Below are 18,878 nucleotides of genomic sequence, written 5' to 3'. Positions count from 1 at the left end.
ACTGCCAATATATAGGACAGTTTGCCTACTCTTTAGTGCTTGGTAATTAAAGGTCTAAATTGTGGTCTTTTTTTAGTAGTTCTCTTAATTAACCTTTTACGGGACAGAAAAAATTACCTCGTTTTAGATATTTACAATTCCATGATTATTTAGAAAAATTAATTATTGCGTTTAAAGCTTCATCAGCGTTCTTATGAATGAAGTTGCCTTGATAACCTATAGTGGTGCTTAGATGAGTATGTCGATATAATTTCTGAAGCATTTGTGGAGAAACTTTATCACCGGCTATATTTCCAAAACTATGACGGGCAATATGATTGGTGATTTTTTTGTCGATTCCGGCAAGGTCCGCAATAATAGTTAGATTTGAATTTAGTCTTTTAATTGAGGTTTTAATTCTCGAATAGATAGCTTTTGAATCTTTATTGGGTATGGTCTTGAGTTCTGGAAAAATATAATCGGATTTGGTTTTTTTATCTTTTCGATAATATGATAAAATAGTAATTACGGGCGTTGGGAGCTTTAAGGAATCAGCTTTGTCATTTTTACTCATCTTGTAATACAATCTGTCTCCCACAATATCGGACCATCTCATCCTTAAAACGTCTGAAATCCGAATTCCCGCAAGATAGAATGAAAACAAGAATACATTTCTAGTATGCCACACGGATGTTCTTGGGTCCAAGTCAAGTTCTTCAATTTTAAGAATTTCGGTTTCATCAAGACCTATTTTAATAGTCTGGGGGTATTTGATTTTTATTTTGTCCTTCCCGAAAGGGTAAAACTTTCTATCTACTATTTTTCTGCTGATGGCCTTATTATATAGTAATCGAATCATGACGAAAATATTCATAACGGATCGTTCGGATAGTCTGGCGGTTGTACGGAGATAAATTTTTAATTTTTTCAATAAATTTTCGTCAATTTCTTCAAACTCTAAGTTGCGTTTTTTAGCGAATTCTTTTATTCTGTTTATTTTACTTCTATCGGAAATTGCTCTGTTATGATTATTTGCTTTGACTAAATCTTCAACATGTTCATTGGCAAGTTCGAAAAAGGACAACCTTTTAGTGTTTTTCCTTATTGAGTCTATTATCTGTTTTGCGGAATAAGTCTGTTTTGAAGCTTCCATTTCAAAAATGATATCTTCAATCTCATCATATTTCTTTCTTATTAACCTATTCAACTGCTTATGCCGGGAATGGGTAGATTTTACTTTTCCTGCTTGTTCATCCCAAAATTTCGGGTCTACCTTTTGCCCCAAATGATAATAACTTCGTTTTCGATTTACAGTGAGCCGCAGAGCAAGTCTATAATCTTTGTTTCCTTTTGTGTCGGTTTTGGTGTGTAAAACTGTTTTTAAGGTTGCCATATCTTACCAATTTTTTATAAAGATAAACATTCGGGGTAACACATGGGTAACACATTTTATGGTTTCATATCGATTCAAATGAGTATAAATAAAATTTTAAGTGACTAGATATCAGTAATTTGTATTGTTTTGATGTGATTTGATTTACAAAAAAGCTGAACTTAGGATCTAGTGCCGCGAGGTGTGAGAGTTCGAGTCTCTCCGCCTGTACAACTAAAGTCTTTCAGGAAACTGAGAGGCTTTTTTTATGGATACTTTGAGTGTTTTCTTTCTGATACTTCATCAGTTGAATTCTATCAGGTTTCTACAACAAGAGATTATATTTGTGAGCAATTATTGCAAAACCCAGATATAATTAGATTGTGGACTTTTGCCACATAACCATCAGGCAATGGTACAGATATATCTCGTTCTAAACATTCCACTTTTCCACATTCTAAACATCTAAAATGCATGTGGTTGTGAGAATGTAGTTGCTTTTCTTCTCCACAATTGGAACACAGGGCAAAGTATTGTTTACCATCGTCGCCAACAATTTTGTGTACTTTACCGTCTTCACAGAATCTGTTTAGAACTCTATAAATGGTAGCTCTATCAATATCAGATTCAATATTGGCTTGTATCATATCATGACTCAAGGCGTTCCCCGAAGATTTAAGTACTTGCAAAATTTCAGTTTTAGATGGTGTTTTTCTTCTCTTCATAGTTTTAATGCGACTGTGTTGCAATATACTAAAATTTCATTACATTTGCCTTGTATTAAAGCGACATAATCGCATTAATGAAAATGTTTTGTATTAAATCAATATTCAAAATACACTTATATGGTAGATAGTAAAATTTTTGATGTTATTATTATTGGAGGTAGTTATGCAGGTTTATCTGCTGCAATGTCCTTAGGGAGGTCATTGAGAAGCGTATTAATTATTGATGGTGGTAAGCCCTGCAATAGGCAAACACCACACTCACATAATTTTATTACACAAGACGGTGTAGAACCAAGCCGTATTAATGAACTGGCAAAAGATCAAGTGCTTAACTATGATACGGTTGAGTTCATTGAAGATTTTGCCCTTAGAGCCAAAAAAACTGAATCAGGTTTTAATATTACGACGTTATCTGGTAAAGTTTTCAATGCCCATAAATTGATATTTAGTAGCGGCATAAAAGATATTATGCCAGATATACCGGGTTTTTCTGATTGTTGGGGTATCTCTATCATTCATTGTCCTTATTGCCATGGTTTTGAAAATAAAGGTAAAAAAACGGCTATTTACGCCAGTATACCTAGAGCTTTACATTTGGCTCCATTGATCAAGAATCTTACTGGTAACCTAACATTGATCATAAAAAATATGACCAATTTAAAAGAAGATGAAATTCAAATATTAAAGAATAATCAAGTTAAGTTCATAGTTGCTGATATTACTTCAATTGAACATGATTTGGGTAATTTGAAAAGTATAGGTTTTAGCAATGGAGAAAAACATTCTTTTGTAGCTCTATACGCATCGTTACCATTTGAACAGCATTCGCAAATACCTCAAGAACTAGGGTGTACCTTTACTGATGACGGGTATATTGATGTTACCCCTTCCCAAGAAACTTCTATAAAAGGTGTTTATGCCTGTGGAGATAATTCAAATATGTTCCGGTCTGTTGCAAACGCAGTTAATACCGGAAACTTTACCGGTGCCAAGGTCAATGCAGATTTGGCCAATGAGCAATTTAAATAATTGCTATTACAGGCTATTGCTAACGTTCAATAAAATATGTGTGAGGTCATAATTAAGGTTAGTGGTGAACAAAGTCATTTTTCTGTAATAAAGTATGCCTTAAAAACTGATTGTTATGGATGATTTTTGGGAGCTTAGTTTTAAGATAAACACTGTCATGTGGGGAAAGGAACCAGCCGATGCCGCGGTTATGGTAGCCAATAGTTTTAAGGTTAAAGGCTACGATGAAATTTTAATACCCGGCTGTGGTTATGGTAGAAATGCCTTGCCCTTTATTGCTATGGTAATGAATGTTACAGGAATAGAAATTTCGGCTACAGCTATAGCTATTGCATCTAATTTGGTGCCTGATAAATTCAAAATTTATAATGGTAATGTAACCGATATGCCATTTGATCAAAAGTTGTATGATGGTATTTTTTGCTACTCGTTATTGCACCTTTTAAATAGTGTACAAAGAAGTAACTTAATTAGAAATTGTTATAACCAGCTTAATATAGGTGGTTCTATGGTTTTTGTTACGTTGTCTACTAATGATCATCAATTTGGTAAAGGAACCAAGATTTCCAAAAACCATTATTTATCCAAACATCATATTGAATTATATTTTCATGACACCGCTTCTATTCACGAGGAATTTAGTGATTACGGTATAAGTGATTTAAGAGAAATTATTGAGCCTGTAAAGAGTATGAAAAATGCTTTAAATCAACGTTTATGGATGATTACCTGTACCAAATAAACTGTTGGTTCATAATAACTATGAGTAGGTTTGTGTAGATCATATGGTTTAGAAGTATAGTAGGTGTTGTAAGTTTTTGGTTGAATTCACCTCTAATACTTTAATATTGGTTGAATTGTAATTAAAACAATAGTTATGGGTTTTGAAAAAGTATCTTTTATTAATTCTCAAGGAAAAAAATTAGCGGCACGTCTAGAAAGACCTGATAACCAAGAACCTCATAGCTATGCTATTTTTGCGCATTGTTTTACTTGTAATAAGAACTTTTCTGCGGTTCGTAATATATCAAGGGCATTGGTGAGTAAAGGTATTGCCGTGCTAAGATTTGATTTTACCGGACTTGGAGAGAGCGAAGGGGAATTTGAAGAGACCAACTTTTCCTCTAATGTGTCCGATCTTATTGAGGCTGCGAAATATTTAGAGCAGCATTATAAAGCTCCATCTTTATTAATTGGTCATTCTTTAGGTGGTGCTGCCGTAATATTTGCTGCGTCTGAATTAGATTCCGTTGCTGCAGTTTCTACCATTGGGGCGCCATCTTCACCAGCTCATGTACAACATTTATTTAAGTCCAATGTAGATGAAATAAATGCAACAGGTAAGGCAAAAGTGAATATCGGAGGACGCGATTTTACCATTAAAAAGGATTTTATAGATGATATTGAATCTAAACCCATGAAAGAGGTCCTAAAGAATTTAAGAAAACCGTATTTGGTGCTGCATTCTCCTCAAGATACCATTGTAGGGATTGAAAATGCAAAAGAATTGTACCAATATGCACATCATCCAAAGAGCTTTATTTCTATTGATAAGGCTGATCATCTTTTAATGGATAGTGTAGATTCTACCTATGTAGGTAATGTTATTGCGGGTTGGGCAGAGCGGTATTTGGATATTCCTAAAAGAACACCTTTAAAAACATCTCACCAGGTGGCAGTAAGTATTGGTAATGAGGGTTTCACCTCTGAAATAGTGGCCGGTAATCATTTGTTGATCGCAGATGAGCCAAAGGATTTTGGCGGTAATGACTTTGGTCCTTCCCCTTATGATTATGTTTCTTCAGGATTAGGTGCTTGTACGGCCATGACGTTGAGAATGTATGCTTCAAGAAAAAAGTGGGACTTACAAAAGGTTATAGTACATGTTGATCACGGTAAAGAACATGCTCCTGATTCTCAAAATACCTCGACTATTAAAAAGATCGATACTTTTAAACGAAGTATAGAATTGTTCGGTGATTTAGACGATAGTCAAAAGAATAGGTTAATGGAAATTGCAGATAAATGTCCTGTACATAAAACCTTGTCCGCAACATCGGTTATAATAACAAAACTTAAATAAAACAAACTAAAATAATATGGTAAAAGCTATATGGAATAATACGGTAATTGCAGAAAGTGATGCTACGGTACAGGTTGAAGGCAACCATTACTTTCCACCTTCAGCAATTAAAAAAGAATATTTTAAAACTACGGATACACATACAAGTTGCCCCTGGAAAGGAGTAGCATCTTACTATGATATAGAGGTTGATGGTGATGTCAACAAAGATGCCGCATGGTATTATCCAGAAGTATCAGAATTGGCAAAAGGTATTAAAGGGTATATCGCTTTTTGGAAAGGGGTAGAAGTAAAGTGAAATAAAAAGGACCGGAATAACCGGTCCTTTTGTTTTAAGCTTGTATTGTTATCTATGCTGTGGCATTCTGTGGTGCCCAGTGACTGCATGACATACCTGGAGCTGCTTTTTGTGGGTTAGCGCAATCGCTAGATTCAAACTTTACACAGGTTACACAATTAGTCTCATCTTTTAAGGCTGCTTTCATTTCAAAACTATCACACGTATAACTATTTCCTACTTTTACGCCATGCACTTTACACGTGTTGCCTTCAACCAAATTATCACAATTAACACAACTATTTCCAAATCTTATCGACATAATCTTCTATTTTAAGTTCCTAATAAATTTACATTCACATACGTTTAGAAGCAATTTAAATAGCTGTAGTTCAGTAGTATGTATTTAGATTATTTAAAAATAGCTGAACATGTGTTTTATATATTTTAACTCAAAAATGTTTTTGTCCGGAAAACTCCATAGCCTCTCCTTTACCGAAACCAAAACTAATACCCAATGTAATAAATCTTCCGCGCTTACTATAATCTCTTAGGTAGTAGGTAGGTTGTGTGGTTATACTTTCACTTATACGCGACGCAAATACATCACGTACACTCAAGTTTACAATAGCTTTACCTTTTAAAATCTTTTTTCTTGCCCCAAAATCCATAAATAAATTTTCAGATACTTCTTGTTGCAAGGTTCTATAATTTGATCGGTAATTACCTATAAGTTCAATGTCAATATCTGCAGGTAATTTAAATTTACCTGTAAGTCGCGTAGACCATTGGTCTCCTGTAAAATCAAATGAGCTTCCTTCAAAATCCCCTTCACGGGCAAAGTGGCTATAATTAAAATCATTTGTAAACGACACCCAGTTTGCAGGTATGTATTTAGCATTGAATTCAATACCGGTAGTGTTGCTTGTGCCCACATTTTCTGGTCTGGATATACTTACATTGTCCTCAAATTCTACGATCCGTTCCACAACATCTTCGGTATGTCTGTAAAACACGCCCAGGTTCATAGACATTTTACCAATTTTATAGATACTGGTTACCTCAAAACTGTCCGTGAATTCAGCTTGTAAATCGGCATTACCGGTACTGATACTAAAGTTATTCCTAATATTAAAAAACGGATTCAGATCCCATAGTCGTGGTCTAAATATACGTTTAGAATACCCTGCTTGTAATGAAAGGTCATCATTGATCTTATAAGAAGTGTGCCCACTAGGAAATAAGTTGTTATACTTGTTGTCATTGGCAACGTTGGTGTTTCTCAATAGTGTGGCAACATCGGTATCTTCAAAGCGAAGCCCTACTTTAAGGCCCCATTTATCGCCTTCGTAAGCTGTAGTGCCATAAATGCCCAATACCTTTTGGGTCCACTCAAAAATATTGGTCAGGTTAGGGTCTTCTATAAAGTTTGTACCGTCATAATTACTTATGGCAAAATCGTTTTCTACATCATTAATTTGATATTGTGCACCGGTTTCCAATGTAAATTTTTCTGACCAAGGATGTGTATAATCTGCTTTAAACGTGTATTCTGCCTGGCTAAAATCTGTTCTACTTTTTTGAAGCATGTCATCTTCATTACCAAAAGTTGTAGTATTCGTGAAATTACTGGTCTGATCTTTCGCAAACAGATTTCCGGTAGCGCTTAATAGTAGAGATTGTTCTTCATTACCTTCAAAGTCTTTTTTGTATTGAAGTTCATACGAGTATTTTGGATTAGTTGCTTCGGTTAATTCTTGTCTTCTAAAAGCATCGGTCAACGAGTTGCTTGCATCAAATGTGCTAAAAATGGCATCTGCATTTTCTTTCTCCCATTCATAGGCAAAATTTCCTGAAAGGGTAATGACGTTTAGATCGTTTATATGATAATCGGTTCCTAAGATGAGATTGAAAAACGTCTCGTTTTTGTCATTTTCCCCAAAACTGCTGATGTAGGTACCATCTTCTAAATTTCTGTTTTCAGTTTCCTCATCACTTGGAAAAGTTCTACGACCAAAACCAACTTGACTGAATAAATTGAATTTTTCTGTTCGTCTATTAAGGCTTAGGCCCAAACTGTGGTTGTTGGGTACACCTGTATTAAGGGTAACCGCACCGTTAAGTCCTTTTTTCTCCTCTTTTTTTAAGACGATGTTTATAATGCCCGATGTGCCTTCTGCATCATATTTTGCAGATGGGTTCGTAATTACCTCAATGCGTTCTATCATATCTGCGGTTAAGGTTCCCAATGCGTTCCCTTGCTCATTAGCAATTACGGAAGGTTTACCGTTGATCAACATTTGTACACCTTGACTTCCACGTAAGCTTACGGCTCCTTCTATATTAACGTTAACAGATGGGACGTTGTTTAAAACCTCTAAAGCACTAGCGCCGGTACTGCTTAAGTCTGCCCCAACATTAAAAACACGTTTGTCCAGTTTAAATACGGTTTGGCTAATTTCTCCTTCTACAACAACTTCATCTAATTGTTGTGAATCTTCTGAAATGGAAACAGTGCCTAATTCAATTTTGTTATTGGTAATAGTAGGATTATCAAATCTTTGGGTGGTAAACCCTATAAAACTGACTTCAATATAAAAATCAGAAGCCGTAGTTTCAAGAACAAAACTGCCATCCTGTAGGGTAGTTGTGCCAACAATTGGCTTTTGGTTAACTGGATCGCCTACCAAAACTGTGGCAAATTCTATGGCTTCGCCATTATTGGTCTCTATAATTTTACCAGTGATCGTAATTGTATTTTGTGCCAATGCTGTTTGACTAAAAAGCATTGAAACTAATATTATAAATGAGTAGTAAATTGGTTTGTACATGTTAAAGGTTGATAAGTTGAACCGTAAAAGTGCACATAACTAATTTTGTTTTATTCTTAAATTCTGCAAACGACATTTGTTGTAGTGCAAACGACATTTCTTTTTGACGTGGCGTTTACCAGTAAAATAATGTCGATGACAGCCTTAATAAATAGCGTAATCCAATTATGTAGTATTTTTAAATAATGACCATGGATTCTAAATTTAATAATAGCACAACCCAAGAAATTATTTTTCAGGTGCTACTGCATATTGTGGTCTTTCTTTTTTTTACGTTCGATAGAAATGAACCTGAAATTGAAGGTTTTAAAGTGTTGGCTTTTTTAAACTACGCCTTTGGTGCCTTTGTAATCAATTACCTATTGTTGCCCAAATATTACTATAGGAAAAGATATTTGCAGTTTTTTCTTTTTCTGGTTATTCTAATTAGTGCTATTATATCTTTTGAAGAGTTGGTTCTAGAGCAAATTTTTTATCCCAATACACGTGCAGTGTATTTTCCGGGAGTGGTCTATAGCCTGTTAGATGTAATGCCGGTAATATTAATTTTAGTAGGGTTCAAATTTGCTTGGGATGCCTCTAAGAAACAATTGGAGGTAGAAGAGTTGCGTACTTCAGTTAAGGAAAGTGAGTTGTTATTTTTAAAGTCACAGATCAATCCACATTTTTTATTCAACAATTTAAATAACCTTTACTCATATGCCATAGAAGAATCCTCAAAAACGCCTTCTATTATTCTTGAATTGTCTGCAGTGCTAAGATATATGCTTTATGATTGTAAGGAAAAGTTTGTAGCCTTACCCAAAGAAATGGAACATTTAAAGAACTTTACGCAATTAAATGAAATGCAGATAGAGGAACGAGGTAGTGTTAACTTTAAAACCGAAAATATAAAGAGCGGCTATCTAATAGCTCCTTTAATTCTATCTGTTTTTATAGAGAACGCTTTTAAACATAGTACTGCAAGTCAGTCTCATGGTATTTTTATAGATGTAAATGTGTCATTGGATGAGAAGGGGCTTTTAAATTTTGAATGTAGAAATTCATTCTTAAAACTATCTAATACCCAAAGTATTTCAAATGGTATAGGTTTGCAAAATGTGAAGAAAAGACTCGAGTTACTATACCCAAACGCGCATAAATTACATATTCAAAAGGAACAGCATATTTATTATGTACATTTAAAATTACAATTGATACAGGCAAGCTTATGATGCAGTGTATTATAATAGAAGATCAACCGCCAGCGCAAAGAGTGCTTAAGAAGTATATTTCAGATATAGGCAACTTGCAGTTAAAGGCTACGTTTGCCGATGCAATTCTGGCAATGGAGTATCTAAAAACGGAGCATATAGACCTTATTTTTCTAGATATTCATTTACCTAAGATTTCAGGAATTGAATTTTTGAATGTTTTAAAGCAAAAACCTAGCGTAATATTGACCACGGCATTTTCAGATTATGCCTTGGAAAGTTATGAGTATGGGGTGGTGGACTACCTTTTAAAACCGTTTTCATTTAAGCGATTTGTACAAGCGGTCCATAAAGTGCCAACCAAAGAAAATTTTTTAATGGATGGTACAGTTCAAAATGATAATGTTTTACCTGATGTGATTTTTGTAAAATCTGGATATGAACATGTTAAGATTGAAGTGAGGAACATAAGTCATATTAGATCCGATGCGGACTATACAGAGATTCATTTGGTAAAACACAAATACCTGTCGCAAGAAACCTTAAAATATTGGCAAGAGCACTTAAATAGCCTTAAGTTTTTAAGAGTGCATAAATCTTACATCGTAAATATGAGCAAGATTAAAAAAGTGATTGGAAATCATGTAGTATTGGAAAGGAATGTGAGAGTGCCTATTGGTAGAGCCTATAAAGAGGATTTTATGAAAAGCATTATAAAGTAAAATATACTAAGAGTATGAGTTGTATGTGATAAAACTGTATGCTTTTTTGCAAGCTTCATAACAGAATTAGGCAAATTTTAAATACCTATATTTAAGTTTGTCAATATATGATTCGCTATTAGATGGTATTTAAACCGTTACATTTTTTATTTGCCTTATTAACCGTAGCTGTTTCGGCTCAAGAATTGCCCCCTATTCAAAATTATACTCCTATTGAATATGAGGCGGGCAATCAAAATTGGTCTTTTACCCAATCTCAGTCTAAGACCATGTACATTGCTAATAATAATGGTTTACTTGAGTTCAACGGTACTTCATGGAAATTGTACCAATCACCGTATGGAACACCTGTAAAATCGGTATTATCCATTAAAGAAAGAGTGTACACTGGCAGCTATATGGAATTCGGTTATTGGGAAAGAAATAAATTAGGGGTCCTTACCTATACTTCTTTATCCAGTGTAATAAAAAATCAGCTGGTAGAAGACGAAGATTTTTGGAACATTACAGGTTTTAAAGACTGGGTTTTGTTTCAATCTTTGGATAAAATTTATATCTATAATTCAAAAACTAAATTGTTTGAGGTTTTCGATACGGTAACCAAAAGGGCGAAGATTTTTAATGTAAAGAACAAATTATACTTTCAAAGCGGGGAAAGAGGTTTGTTTACTTTAAGTGATGGAAATTTAGTACTAGTTTCAGATCATGATATTTTTAAGAATGAAATAATTGTTGGGGCATTTTCTGTTCAGGATTATATGTTGGTCATAACCGAAACAGGTAGGTTTTTTCATTTTGATAATAGAGAATTAAAAGAATGGAAGATAAGTGCAAAGGTTGACTTGAATGCTACCAAAGTATATAGCACCTTAAAATTGCATGATGGATCTTATGTTTTAGGTACCATTTCTAAGGGTATATTTCATTTAAATAAAAATGGGGAGTTAATATATCATATAAATCAAGAGAAGGGTCTCAACAATAACACCGTTTTATCATTATTTGAAGATGCAGATCACAATGTATGGTTAGGTTTGGATAATGGTCTAAGTATTCTGAACTTAAATTCTCCGTTTAAGGAATACGTAGATCAATTAGGTACCATTGGGGTTGTATACGCTGCAAAGAAAATTGGGAAGCTACTTTATTTGGGAACTAATCAAGGCTTGTTTTATAAGAATGATGATAGCCAAGACTTTCAAATGGTTGAAGGTACCGAAGGTCAAGTTTGGATGTTGAAAGAGCTTCAAAACACATTGTTCTGTGGTCATCATAATGGTACTTACGCAATAAATGATGCCGTTGCTACAAAAATTTCTGATTTTCCTGGTACTTGGGATATTCAGAAAATCAAAGAATATCCGAATTTATTGATTCAAGGTAATTATAAGGGGCTCAGTATATTGCAATTTATTAATGGGCAATGGATATTCAAAAATAGAATAGAGGGTTTTGATAATTCTTCTAGGTTTTTTGAGTTTATTGATCATAATAAAATTCTTGTAAATCATGATTATAAGGGTGTTTATAATTTAGAACTGAATACTGATTATACTAGAGCTTTAAATGTTGGTCAAATACCTTCAAAAGGTAATGGCTCAAGTTTAATGAGATTTAGGAATGAAATTGTTTACACAACTATAAATGGGGTCTTTAATTACAAGCCGAAAAAGCAAGATTTTATAAGAGATTCACTTTTATCCAAAAAGTTCTTTAATGCTCAAGATAGTATCATTGGTATTGTTCAATCTACTAATGAGTCTAAGAGGTTATGGGGTTTTTCCAATAATAATATTATAAGTGTGTCATCTGGGAATCTAACAAATAATCCCGAAGAAATTAAAATCTCTATCCCTGTTTTTTTTAGAAGGAGTATGGGCGTTCTGGGTTTTGAATCTGTGGTTCATTTGGAAAAGGAAAACTACTTGATAGGTATGTCAAACGGTTATGTGACCTTAGATTTAGATAAGAAACATGATAGAAATTATCGTATCGAATTAAACGGTATATCTAGAACTTCTTATAATAGCCCTAAAGTGTCAATACCTATAGTTGAAAATAAAGAGTTTGACTATTCAGAGAACAATATTTCTTTCTCGTTTCATGTAGCTGAATATGATAAGTTTACAGAAGTGAATTATCAATATATGCTTGATGGTCGTTATGATCAGTGGAGTAATTGGTCAACTGAGCCCTCCATTGCTTTAGAAAATCTAGCTTATGGCTCGTACACATTAAAGGTGCGTGCAAAAGTGGGCAATACACCTACTTTAAATGAGGTCAGTTATTCTTTTGTAATAAAAAGACCTTGGTATATGTCACTTTGGGCATTTTTAAGCTATGTGCTTATGATTATTTTATGCTCCATTTTAATTCATAGAATTTATAAAAGTTACTATAGGAAACAGCAGATGCAGCTAATTAAGGAAAATAAGAAACGTTTAAAACGTAAGAAATTAAAGAATCAAAAGAAATTGGTTCAAGTAAAAAATGAGCGCTTACAAGAGCTTGTGGATAGTAAAAATAGAGAACTGGCTATCTCCACTATGAGTATTATTAAAAAGAATGAATTTTTAAATGCTATAAAAGAAAAATTAAAAGATTTAAAAGATGATGCCCAAGTCAGATCGGTGATCAAAACCATAGACAGGAATATTAATAATGACGATGATTGGACATTCTTTGAAAATGCCTTTAATAATGCTGATAAGGATTTTCTAAAGAAAGTAAGAGAAAAGCATCCGGAATTATCTTCAAACGATCTTCGTTTGTGTGCTTATCTTAGACTCAATCTTTCTTCCAAAGAAATAGCGCCATTGTTGAATATCTCGGTTAGAAGTGTAGAAGTAAAAAGATATCGTTTAAGGAAAAAAATGAATCTTTCGCATGATGACGGGTTAACCGACTACATCATCAACATATAATTTCCTTATCATATTACATATTTACCACAACATTACCACAACATAGGTTATTTTTATTGATTTACTAATGATTTAGGAATGATATGGATTCTTAGATATCAGTAGGTTAAATTGTCAAATTGCTATTTAAAGTACTTGTTTTTTGAATTGTATGTTTTTTGTATAGGTAATTTTTTAGAAATTATTAATGTTTGAATTTATATTGCAGAAGTGTTACTATCAAATTTAACAGTTGTTGAAAAGCTGTATTGGATAGAGGCAAGAATCAAATAATTAACTCAAACAAATGATTTAAACTATGAAAAAATTAATGTACATCACAATATGTATGTTCACGGCATTGATCGGCTGTGACGAAAATGATATTGATATTCCGGTTTCTGTGTTACCTTCTAACCTAATTGTGGATGCCCAAAATATGGGCGGCGGAACTGTCAATTTTACAGCGACTGCAGATAATGCAAATTATTATCATTTTGATTTTGGCGACGGCACATCTGCCCTAGGTACTTCAGGAGAGGCATCTAAAACCTATGAAATGATTGGAGATAATTCTTATACAGTAACGGTAACAGCTGGTTCCACAGAAGGCAATAAAATTTCAGAATCTGTAGACGTTTCTGTTTCTATTGCTTTTTCTGACCCTGAAACGGTTTCTTTGTTAACCAATGACAGTTCAAAAACTTGGTTTCTTGCAGCGTCTCAACAAGGGCATTTAGGCTTAGGGCCAGCTCGTGAAGGTATAGATGGAGATTGGTGGTATCCTAAATGGTATGTGGCTTCGGCATTTGAAAAGTGTGGTAGTGAAGATTCTGATTGTTTATGTGATGATGAGATAACTTTTGCGCAGGATGCTAACGGTAATTTAACTTTTGAGCTTGATAATAAAGGGCAAACTTATTTTAATGTTGGTCATAGAGCCGTAGTTGGTGGTAGTGAAGAATCTGATTTTTGTTATGATTTTGATACCAGTGGTACAAAATCCGTTGTATTATCCCCTGTTGAAGGCAATGTGCCAGATGAAGAAACTACTGGAATACAAATGACAATTGCAGATGGTGGTTTTATGGGGTATTATGTTGGTTCTTCGGTCTATGAGATATTGGCAATAGAAGATGACTTTCTATATGTACGTACTTATGATACTGAAAATGCTGATTTAGCTTGGTATCATAAGTTTACCGCAGAAGCGGCTATTGATGGTGGTGATGAAAACCTGGAGACCATTTATACCAACTTGGTTTGGTCAGATGAATTTGATGTAGATGGCGCTCCTGATCCATTAAACTGGACCTATGACTTAGGTGCTGGCGGATGGGGCAACGGTGAGGCTCAGACTTATACCAATGATTCAGAAAATGTAAAAGTTGAAGATGGTGTCTTGAAAATAACCGCCATTGCAGGTGAAGGTGAAGCTGCTGTTCATTATTTTGATGAAATGACGTTGATCGATGCTGGTGGCACCGAGCAAATATTAGAAGACTTTGAAAGTGCTGCGCCAACTTTTACAGGTTTTGGTGGTTCTGAAACAACCGTAGTGGCCAATCCAGATGCCAGTGGTGAAAATACTTCCGCTAATGTTGCGCAATCTACAAAAGCTTTAGGGGCAGAAACTTGGGCAGGATCTTTCTTTGACCTTTCGTCTCCTATTGATTTAATGACGTATACAACAATTAGTCTTAAAACCTGGTCTCCTTCCGTGGGTGCTAACATAATTCTGAAATTAGAAAATCAAGCCAATTCAGATGAGAATGTAGAAGTAAGTGTTAATACGGCTACGGCAAATGCATGGGAAACACTGAGCTTTGATTTTAGTGCCGCTCCTGCCGGAACTTATGATAGAGTAGTGCTGTTTTTTGATTTTGGTGTATCGCCAGCTGGGGGAATTACTTCAGGTAGAATTAAATCGGAAAATCTGTTCGAGTTTACTTATGGTAGAGTAGAAATTAGAGCTAAACTTCCTTCAGGTGGGGGTACGTGGCCTGCACTTTGGGCATTAGGTGCTAATTTTGATGAAGTAGGCTGGCCTGCAAGTGGTGAAATAGACATTATGGAACATGTTGGTAACAATAATAATGTGGTCAGTAGCGCATTGCATTATCCTGGTAATTCAGCAGGTAATGCGGTTGTAGGTACTACCCCGGTAGCGACGGCTACTTCAGAATTTCATAATTATACAGTAGAATGGACCCCGGATAGCATTAAGTTTGTAGTAGATGATGAGGTAGTGCATAATAGTTTTGTCAATAATGGAACTACACCGTTTAATAGCGATTTCTTTCTGATTATGAATGTAGCTATGGGAGGTACTCTTGGAGGTTCAATTGACCCAGCGTTTACACAAGATACAATGGAAGTAGACTATGTTAGGGTCTATCAGTAAAAACAGTTAGTTAATTTTGTTTTAAAGACTGTCAGGTTTTATTTGACAGTCTTTTTTTTGTGTTATTACTCTCGGATATCTAATGTTCGGAATGTTATAAATATAAAAAAGCCCCTTTCAAAGGGGCTTTTATAATGTAATTTTTTGCAATAAGCTTTAATTTAAAAGATTAGACAATCCCTAAAAGGGTTAATATAGCACCTACCGCAACAACAGCCAAAAAAGCATTCATTGCTATAATAAGTACGGATAGATAAGTTTCTACCCCTGTTTTAAATGATAAATTGTTCATAACATTACCTACTTTAAAGTTACTCTACTAAAGTTAGTTGAAATGAGCAACTTTTACCTAGTAATTGTTGTAAAAACTTACAAAAACGACGTAAAACCTTACTTATTTGTGGTTGATAGTTCTTGACAGATGCATTTTAACCGTAAAATTGGTGTTTCATCGATGTTGAACTATCAGTAATGTTCTTTAGTCAACTTTTAAAAGCTTTGTTGTAAATGTTACTTGTAATTATTTAATCAGTCCTAACCAATCTGCTATACCTGCAAGTGGTACTGCTAGAAGAATTAGAATTAAACATGTAATCATTAATTTGAGAAATCCGTTGAGCATTTTTACTCCAGAAGTTAGTTCTTGTTCCATAATCATACTTATATTGTTCTGTTCTCAATATAAGTATTAGAAGTGTAAAGTGCTGTAATATAGTGATGTAAAATCGATTAACGTATCATATAATCAGGGGAATGCACCCAAATTGAGTCTATGGTAGTCTAATTTTTGAGCTAAATATTCGGTAGTTTATAAGTTTGGTTGGTGTGAATACTTCAATTTTTTGTCGCTAAAACTGAATTTAATTCATTCAGTATACATGGTGTGGCCCCAGCCTTTTCTTTGATGTATTTAGAATTGATTTGTCCGGTTAATTCCCGTTTATCGTTGTCGTTGAAGAATTCGTCTACTTGCTTTTTTAATTCTAAAAAGCTATTTACGGAAATAATACCAACTAATGTTACTAGTTCTTCCGCTTCTGCAAAACCTTCGTATTTTTCCCCAATAATTACGGGTATCTCAAAAACTGCAGGCTCTAATGTATTGTGTAATCCTGTAGCGAAACCACCGCCAACATATGCAATGTCTGCATAACTGTATATTTTGGTCAATAACCCAATGGTATCGATAATTATAACATCGTAGTCTTTTAATACGACCTTTTCATTTAAATCAGAATAGCATATAACAGATTTATCAATAGATGAAACTATATTTTTTATATGATCAGCTTTCATAGTGTGCGGCGCGATCACATACTTAATGGCATATTTACTTTGGTTGATATAATCAATTAGTAGTCTTTCATCCTCTGACCAAGTGCTACCTGCTACAAAACAGAACTGTTCATCTTTGAATAATTTCATAAATTCCAGGTCGTTATTGCGCTTTGTTATTTCAAGTACCCTATCAAAACGAGTATCTCCTGCAACGGTCACATTTTTTAAACCAATAGATTTTAGTAAGTCTGAAGACATGGAATTCTGAACAAAAATATGAGTGAAATTTTTTAAAGCTTTACGCATAAAATGACCGTACCACTTGAAATAGGATTGTTTCTTTTTGAATAAGGCAGAAATTAAAAAAGTGGGGGTATTCAAATTTTTAAGGGCGGCTAAATAATTAGGCCAAATTTCATATTTAATGAAAATGGCAATATCTGGGTGTGCCATTTTTATAAATGATTTTACATTGTTTTTAGTGTCTAATGGTAGATAACATATTACATCGGCAACTTTGCTGTTTTTCTTTACTTCGTACCCTGAAGGAGAGAAAAAAGTAAGTAGGGTTTTGTAATGTGGATATGATAATTTTAATTGCTCCAATACTGGTAACCCTTGCTCAAATTCACCTAAAGAGGCGGCATGGATCCAAATTACTTTATCTTCTTTAGAAATGGACTTTTCAATTATGGAAAGCGAATTTTTTCTGCCATTTACAAAAAGGGAAAGCTTAGTGTTTACCAATGCCAAGCCTTTTAAAATTACAGAAGCAATTACCGCTATGAAGTTATAAAGAATATACAAACTGATGCTTTTGGGCTAAATTACGTTTCTTTCCATAAAATTAGTGTTGCCCGTTTCGTATTTTTGCTGCACTTCATGTAATTACAACAGATGAAAAAGATACAAATGGTAGACCTAGGTGGTCAATACCAAGAAATTAAAGAACAGGTAAATAACTCAATTTCTCAGATATTAGGGACATCAGCATTTATTAATGGTCCAGAAGTTCATGCATTTCAAAAGGAACTGGAGGAGTATTTACAGGTAAAGCATGTCATTCCCTGTGCAAATGGTACAGACGCTTTGCAAATTGCAATGATGGGGTTGGGTCTAAAACCTGGCGATGAGGTGATTACTGCCGACTTTACCTTTGCCGCTACGGTTGAGGTAATTGCATTGTTACAACTTACGCCGGTTTTGGTAGATGTATATCCAGATACTTTTAATATTAACATTGAAGCGATCGATAAGGCGATTACCCCTAAGACAAAGGCTATAGTGCCGGTACATCTTTTTGGGCAATGTGCTAATATGGATGCAATTCTAGATTTGGCAAAAAAGCATGATTTATTTGTTATCGAAGATAATGCACAGGCAATAGGTGCCAGGTATTATGCTAAAGATGGTGCTAAGCAGATGGCCGGAAGTATTGGGCATGTTGGTGCCACTTCTTTTTTTCCTTCTAAAAATTTGGGCTGCTATGGTGATGGCGGCGCTATTTTTACTAATGATGATGAATTGGCACATACACTTCGTGGTATTGTTAACCATGGTATGTATGAGCGTTACCATCATGATGTGGTTGGGGTAAATTCTAGACTAGATTCTATACAGGCTGCGGTACTTAGGGCAAAATTGCCAAAATTAGATAGCTATTGCGAAGCAAGAAGAAATGCGGCAAGAGCATATTCCAAAGCGTTTGAGGGTCAAGAGCATATCATAACCCCGGTGACCGTGAATAATTGTGAGGGAATTTGCGATGTGTGCGATTGTCACGTGTTTCATCAATATACGTTGAGAATAACAAATGGCAAAAGAGATGAGCTGGGACAATTTTTAGCAAAGAATGAAGTTCCTTTTGGTGTATATTATCCTATCCCGTTGCATAAACAAAAGGCATATTTGGATGATAGGTATAATGAGGCAGATTTTCCTGTGACCAATCAATTGGTGAAAGAAGTAATTTCCTTACCGATGCATACGGAATTGGATGAAGAACAGATTAACCATATTACGCAGTTGGTTATCGGGTTTGTTAATGGGTAGTGCAAAGTTTTTTTAATTTGGCAACGT

At 34.5% G+C, this 18,878-nt stretch carries 15 protein-coding genes; 9 read left to right on the top strand and 6 right to left on the bottom strand.

The genetic code is table 11. The features are described from left to right. Window positions 1-145 precede the first annotated feature (145 nt). Window positions 146-1,372, bottom strand: coding sequence for a site-specific integrase (locus CSC80_RS03870; RefSeq protein ID WP_099189880.1), 1,227 nt, complete (start codon window positions 1,370-1,372; stop codon window positions 146-148). A 317-nt stretch (window positions 1,373-1,689) separates the two neighbouring features. Continuing rightward, a complete protein-coding gene (locus tag CSC80_RS03865) occupies window positions 1,690-2,076 on the bottom strand; it encodes a transcriptional repressor (protein ID WP_074671855.1) in 387 nt (128 codons plus the stop codon). 120 nt (window positions 2,077-2,196) lie between these two features. Here CSC80_RS03865 and CSC80_RS03860 point away from each other — a divergent pair, with 120 nt between their 5' ends. The 4 genes from CSC80_RS03860 to CSC80_RS03845 all read left to right on the top strand — a co-directional run bounded on the left by CSC80_RS03860 (window position 2,197) and on the right by CSC80_RS03845 (window position 5,489). Beyond that, complete coding sequence (locus CSC80_RS03860; protein ID WP_099189878.1) at window positions 2,197-3,108, top strand: NAD(P)/FAD-dependent oxidoreductase; 912 nt, start codon at window positions 2,197-2,199, stop codon at window positions 3,106-3,108. A 115-nt stretch (window positions 3,109-3,223) separates the two neighbouring features. Further along, the gene (locus CSC80_RS03855; protein WP_099189876.1) at window positions 3,224-3,850 is read left to right on the top strand and encodes a class I SAM-dependent methyltransferase; all 627 of its coding nucleotides are present in this window, start codon (window positions 3,224-3,226) and stop codon (window positions 3,848-3,850) included. 135 nt (window positions 3,851-3,985) lie between these two features. Further along, on the top strand, window positions 3,986-5,191 hold the full coding sequence (locus tag CSC80_RS03850) for a bifunctional alpha/beta hydrolase/OsmC family protein (protein WP_099189874.1): 1,206 nt from the start codon (window positions 3,986-3,988) through the stop codon (window positions 5,189-5,191). A gap of 16 nt (window positions 5,192-5,207) precedes the next feature. After that, window positions 5,208-5,489, top strand: coding sequence for a DUF427 domain-containing protein (locus CSC80_RS03845; RefSeq protein ID WP_099189872.1), 282 nt, complete (start codon window positions 5,208-5,210; stop codon window positions 5,487-5,489). 52 nt (window positions 5,490-5,541) lie between these two features. On the opposite strand, the gene CSC80_RS03840 is transcribed toward CSC80_RS03845, so the two are convergent. Together CSC80_RS03840 and CSC80_RS03835 are read right to left on the bottom strand one after the other, a co-directional pair. Then, window positions 5,542-5,790, bottom strand: a complete 249-nt coding sequence (locus CSC80_RS03840) for a hypothetical protein (RefSeq protein ID WP_058103995.1) — start codon at window positions 5,788-5,790, stop codon at window positions 5,542-5,544. A gap of 130 nt (window positions 5,791-5,920) precedes the next feature. Continuing rightward, on the bottom strand, window positions 5,921-8,257 hold the full coding sequence (locus tag CSC80_RS03835) for an outer membrane beta-barrel family protein (protein WP_236973317.1): 2,337 nt from the start codon (window positions 8,255-8,257) through the stop codon (window positions 5,921-5,923). Window positions 8,258-8,490: 233 nt separating this feature from the next. Here CSC80_RS03835 and CSC80_RS03830 point away from each other — a divergent pair, with 233 nt between their 5' ends. From CSC80_RS03830 to CSC80_RS19645, 4 genes are all read left to right on the top strand, one after another. After that, window positions 8,491-9,513, top strand: coding sequence for a histidine kinase (locus tag CSC80_RS03830; RefSeq protein ID WP_099191404.1), 1,023 nt, complete (start codon window positions 8,491-8,493; stop codon window positions 9,511-9,513). Beyond that, the gene (locus CSC80_RS03825) at window positions 9,510-10,214 is read left to right on the top strand and encodes a response regulator transcription factor (RefSeq protein ID WP_099189868.1); all 705 of its coding nucleotides are present in this window, start codon (window positions 9,510-9,512) and stop codon (window positions 10,212-10,214) included. Before CSC80_RS03830 ends, CSC80_RS03825 begins: the two co-directional genes overlap by 4 nt. A 122-nt stretch (window positions 10,215-10,336) precedes the next feature. Further along, window positions 10,337-13,138, top strand: a complete 2,802-nt coding sequence (locus CSC80_RS03820; protein WP_099189866.1) for a triple tyrosine motif-containing protein — start codon at window positions 10,337-10,339, stop codon at window positions 13,136-13,138. A 298-nt stretch (window positions 13,139-13,436) separates the two neighbouring features. Further along, complete coding sequence (locus tag CSC80_RS19645) at window positions 13,437-15,521, top strand: family 16 glycosylhydrolase (RefSeq protein WP_236973316.1); 2,085 nt, start codon at window positions 13,437-13,439, stop codon at window positions 15,519-15,521. Between the two features lie 169 nt (window positions 15,522-15,690). Here the strand turns inward: CSC80_RS19645 and CSC80_RS19740 are convergent, their stop codons facing one another. Together CSC80_RS19740 and CSC80_RS03805 are read right to left on the bottom strand one after the other, a co-directional pair. Next, window positions 15,691-15,813 carry a hypothetical protein gene (locus tag CSC80_RS19740; protein WP_257786202.1) on the bottom strand — a complete coding sequence of 41 codons (123 nt, stop codon included), beginning with the start codon at window positions 15,811-15,813 and terminating at the stop codon, window positions 15,691-15,693. A 542-nt stretch (window positions 15,814-16,355) separates the two neighbouring features. Further along, window positions 16,356-17,606, bottom strand: a complete 1,251-nt coding sequence (locus tag CSC80_RS03805) for a glycosyltransferase N-terminal domain-containing protein (RefSeq protein ID WP_099189864.1) — start codon at window positions 17,604-17,606, stop codon at window positions 16,356-16,358. Between the two features lie 90 nt (window positions 17,607-17,696). Here CSC80_RS03805 and CSC80_RS03800 point away from each other — a divergent pair, with 90 nt between their 5' ends. Continuing rightward, window positions 17,697-18,851 (top strand): DegT/DnrJ/EryC1/StrS family aminotransferase, encoded by a 1,155-nt coding sequence (locus CSC80_RS03800; protein WP_099189862.1) that lies wholly within the window; start codon window positions 17,697-17,699, stop codon window positions 18,849-18,851. Window positions 18,852-18,878: the final 27 nt, after the last annotated feature.

The sequence above is a fragment of the Maribacter sp. 6B07 genome, from assembly GCF_002700155.1.
Taxonomy (GTDB): Bacteria; Bacteroidota; Bacteroidia; order Flavobacteriales; family Flavobacteriaceae; genus Maribacter; species Maribacter dokdonensis.
The sequence above is the reverse complement of the archived record's forward strand: the minus strand, read 5'-3'. Positions and strand labels throughout refer to the sequence as shown.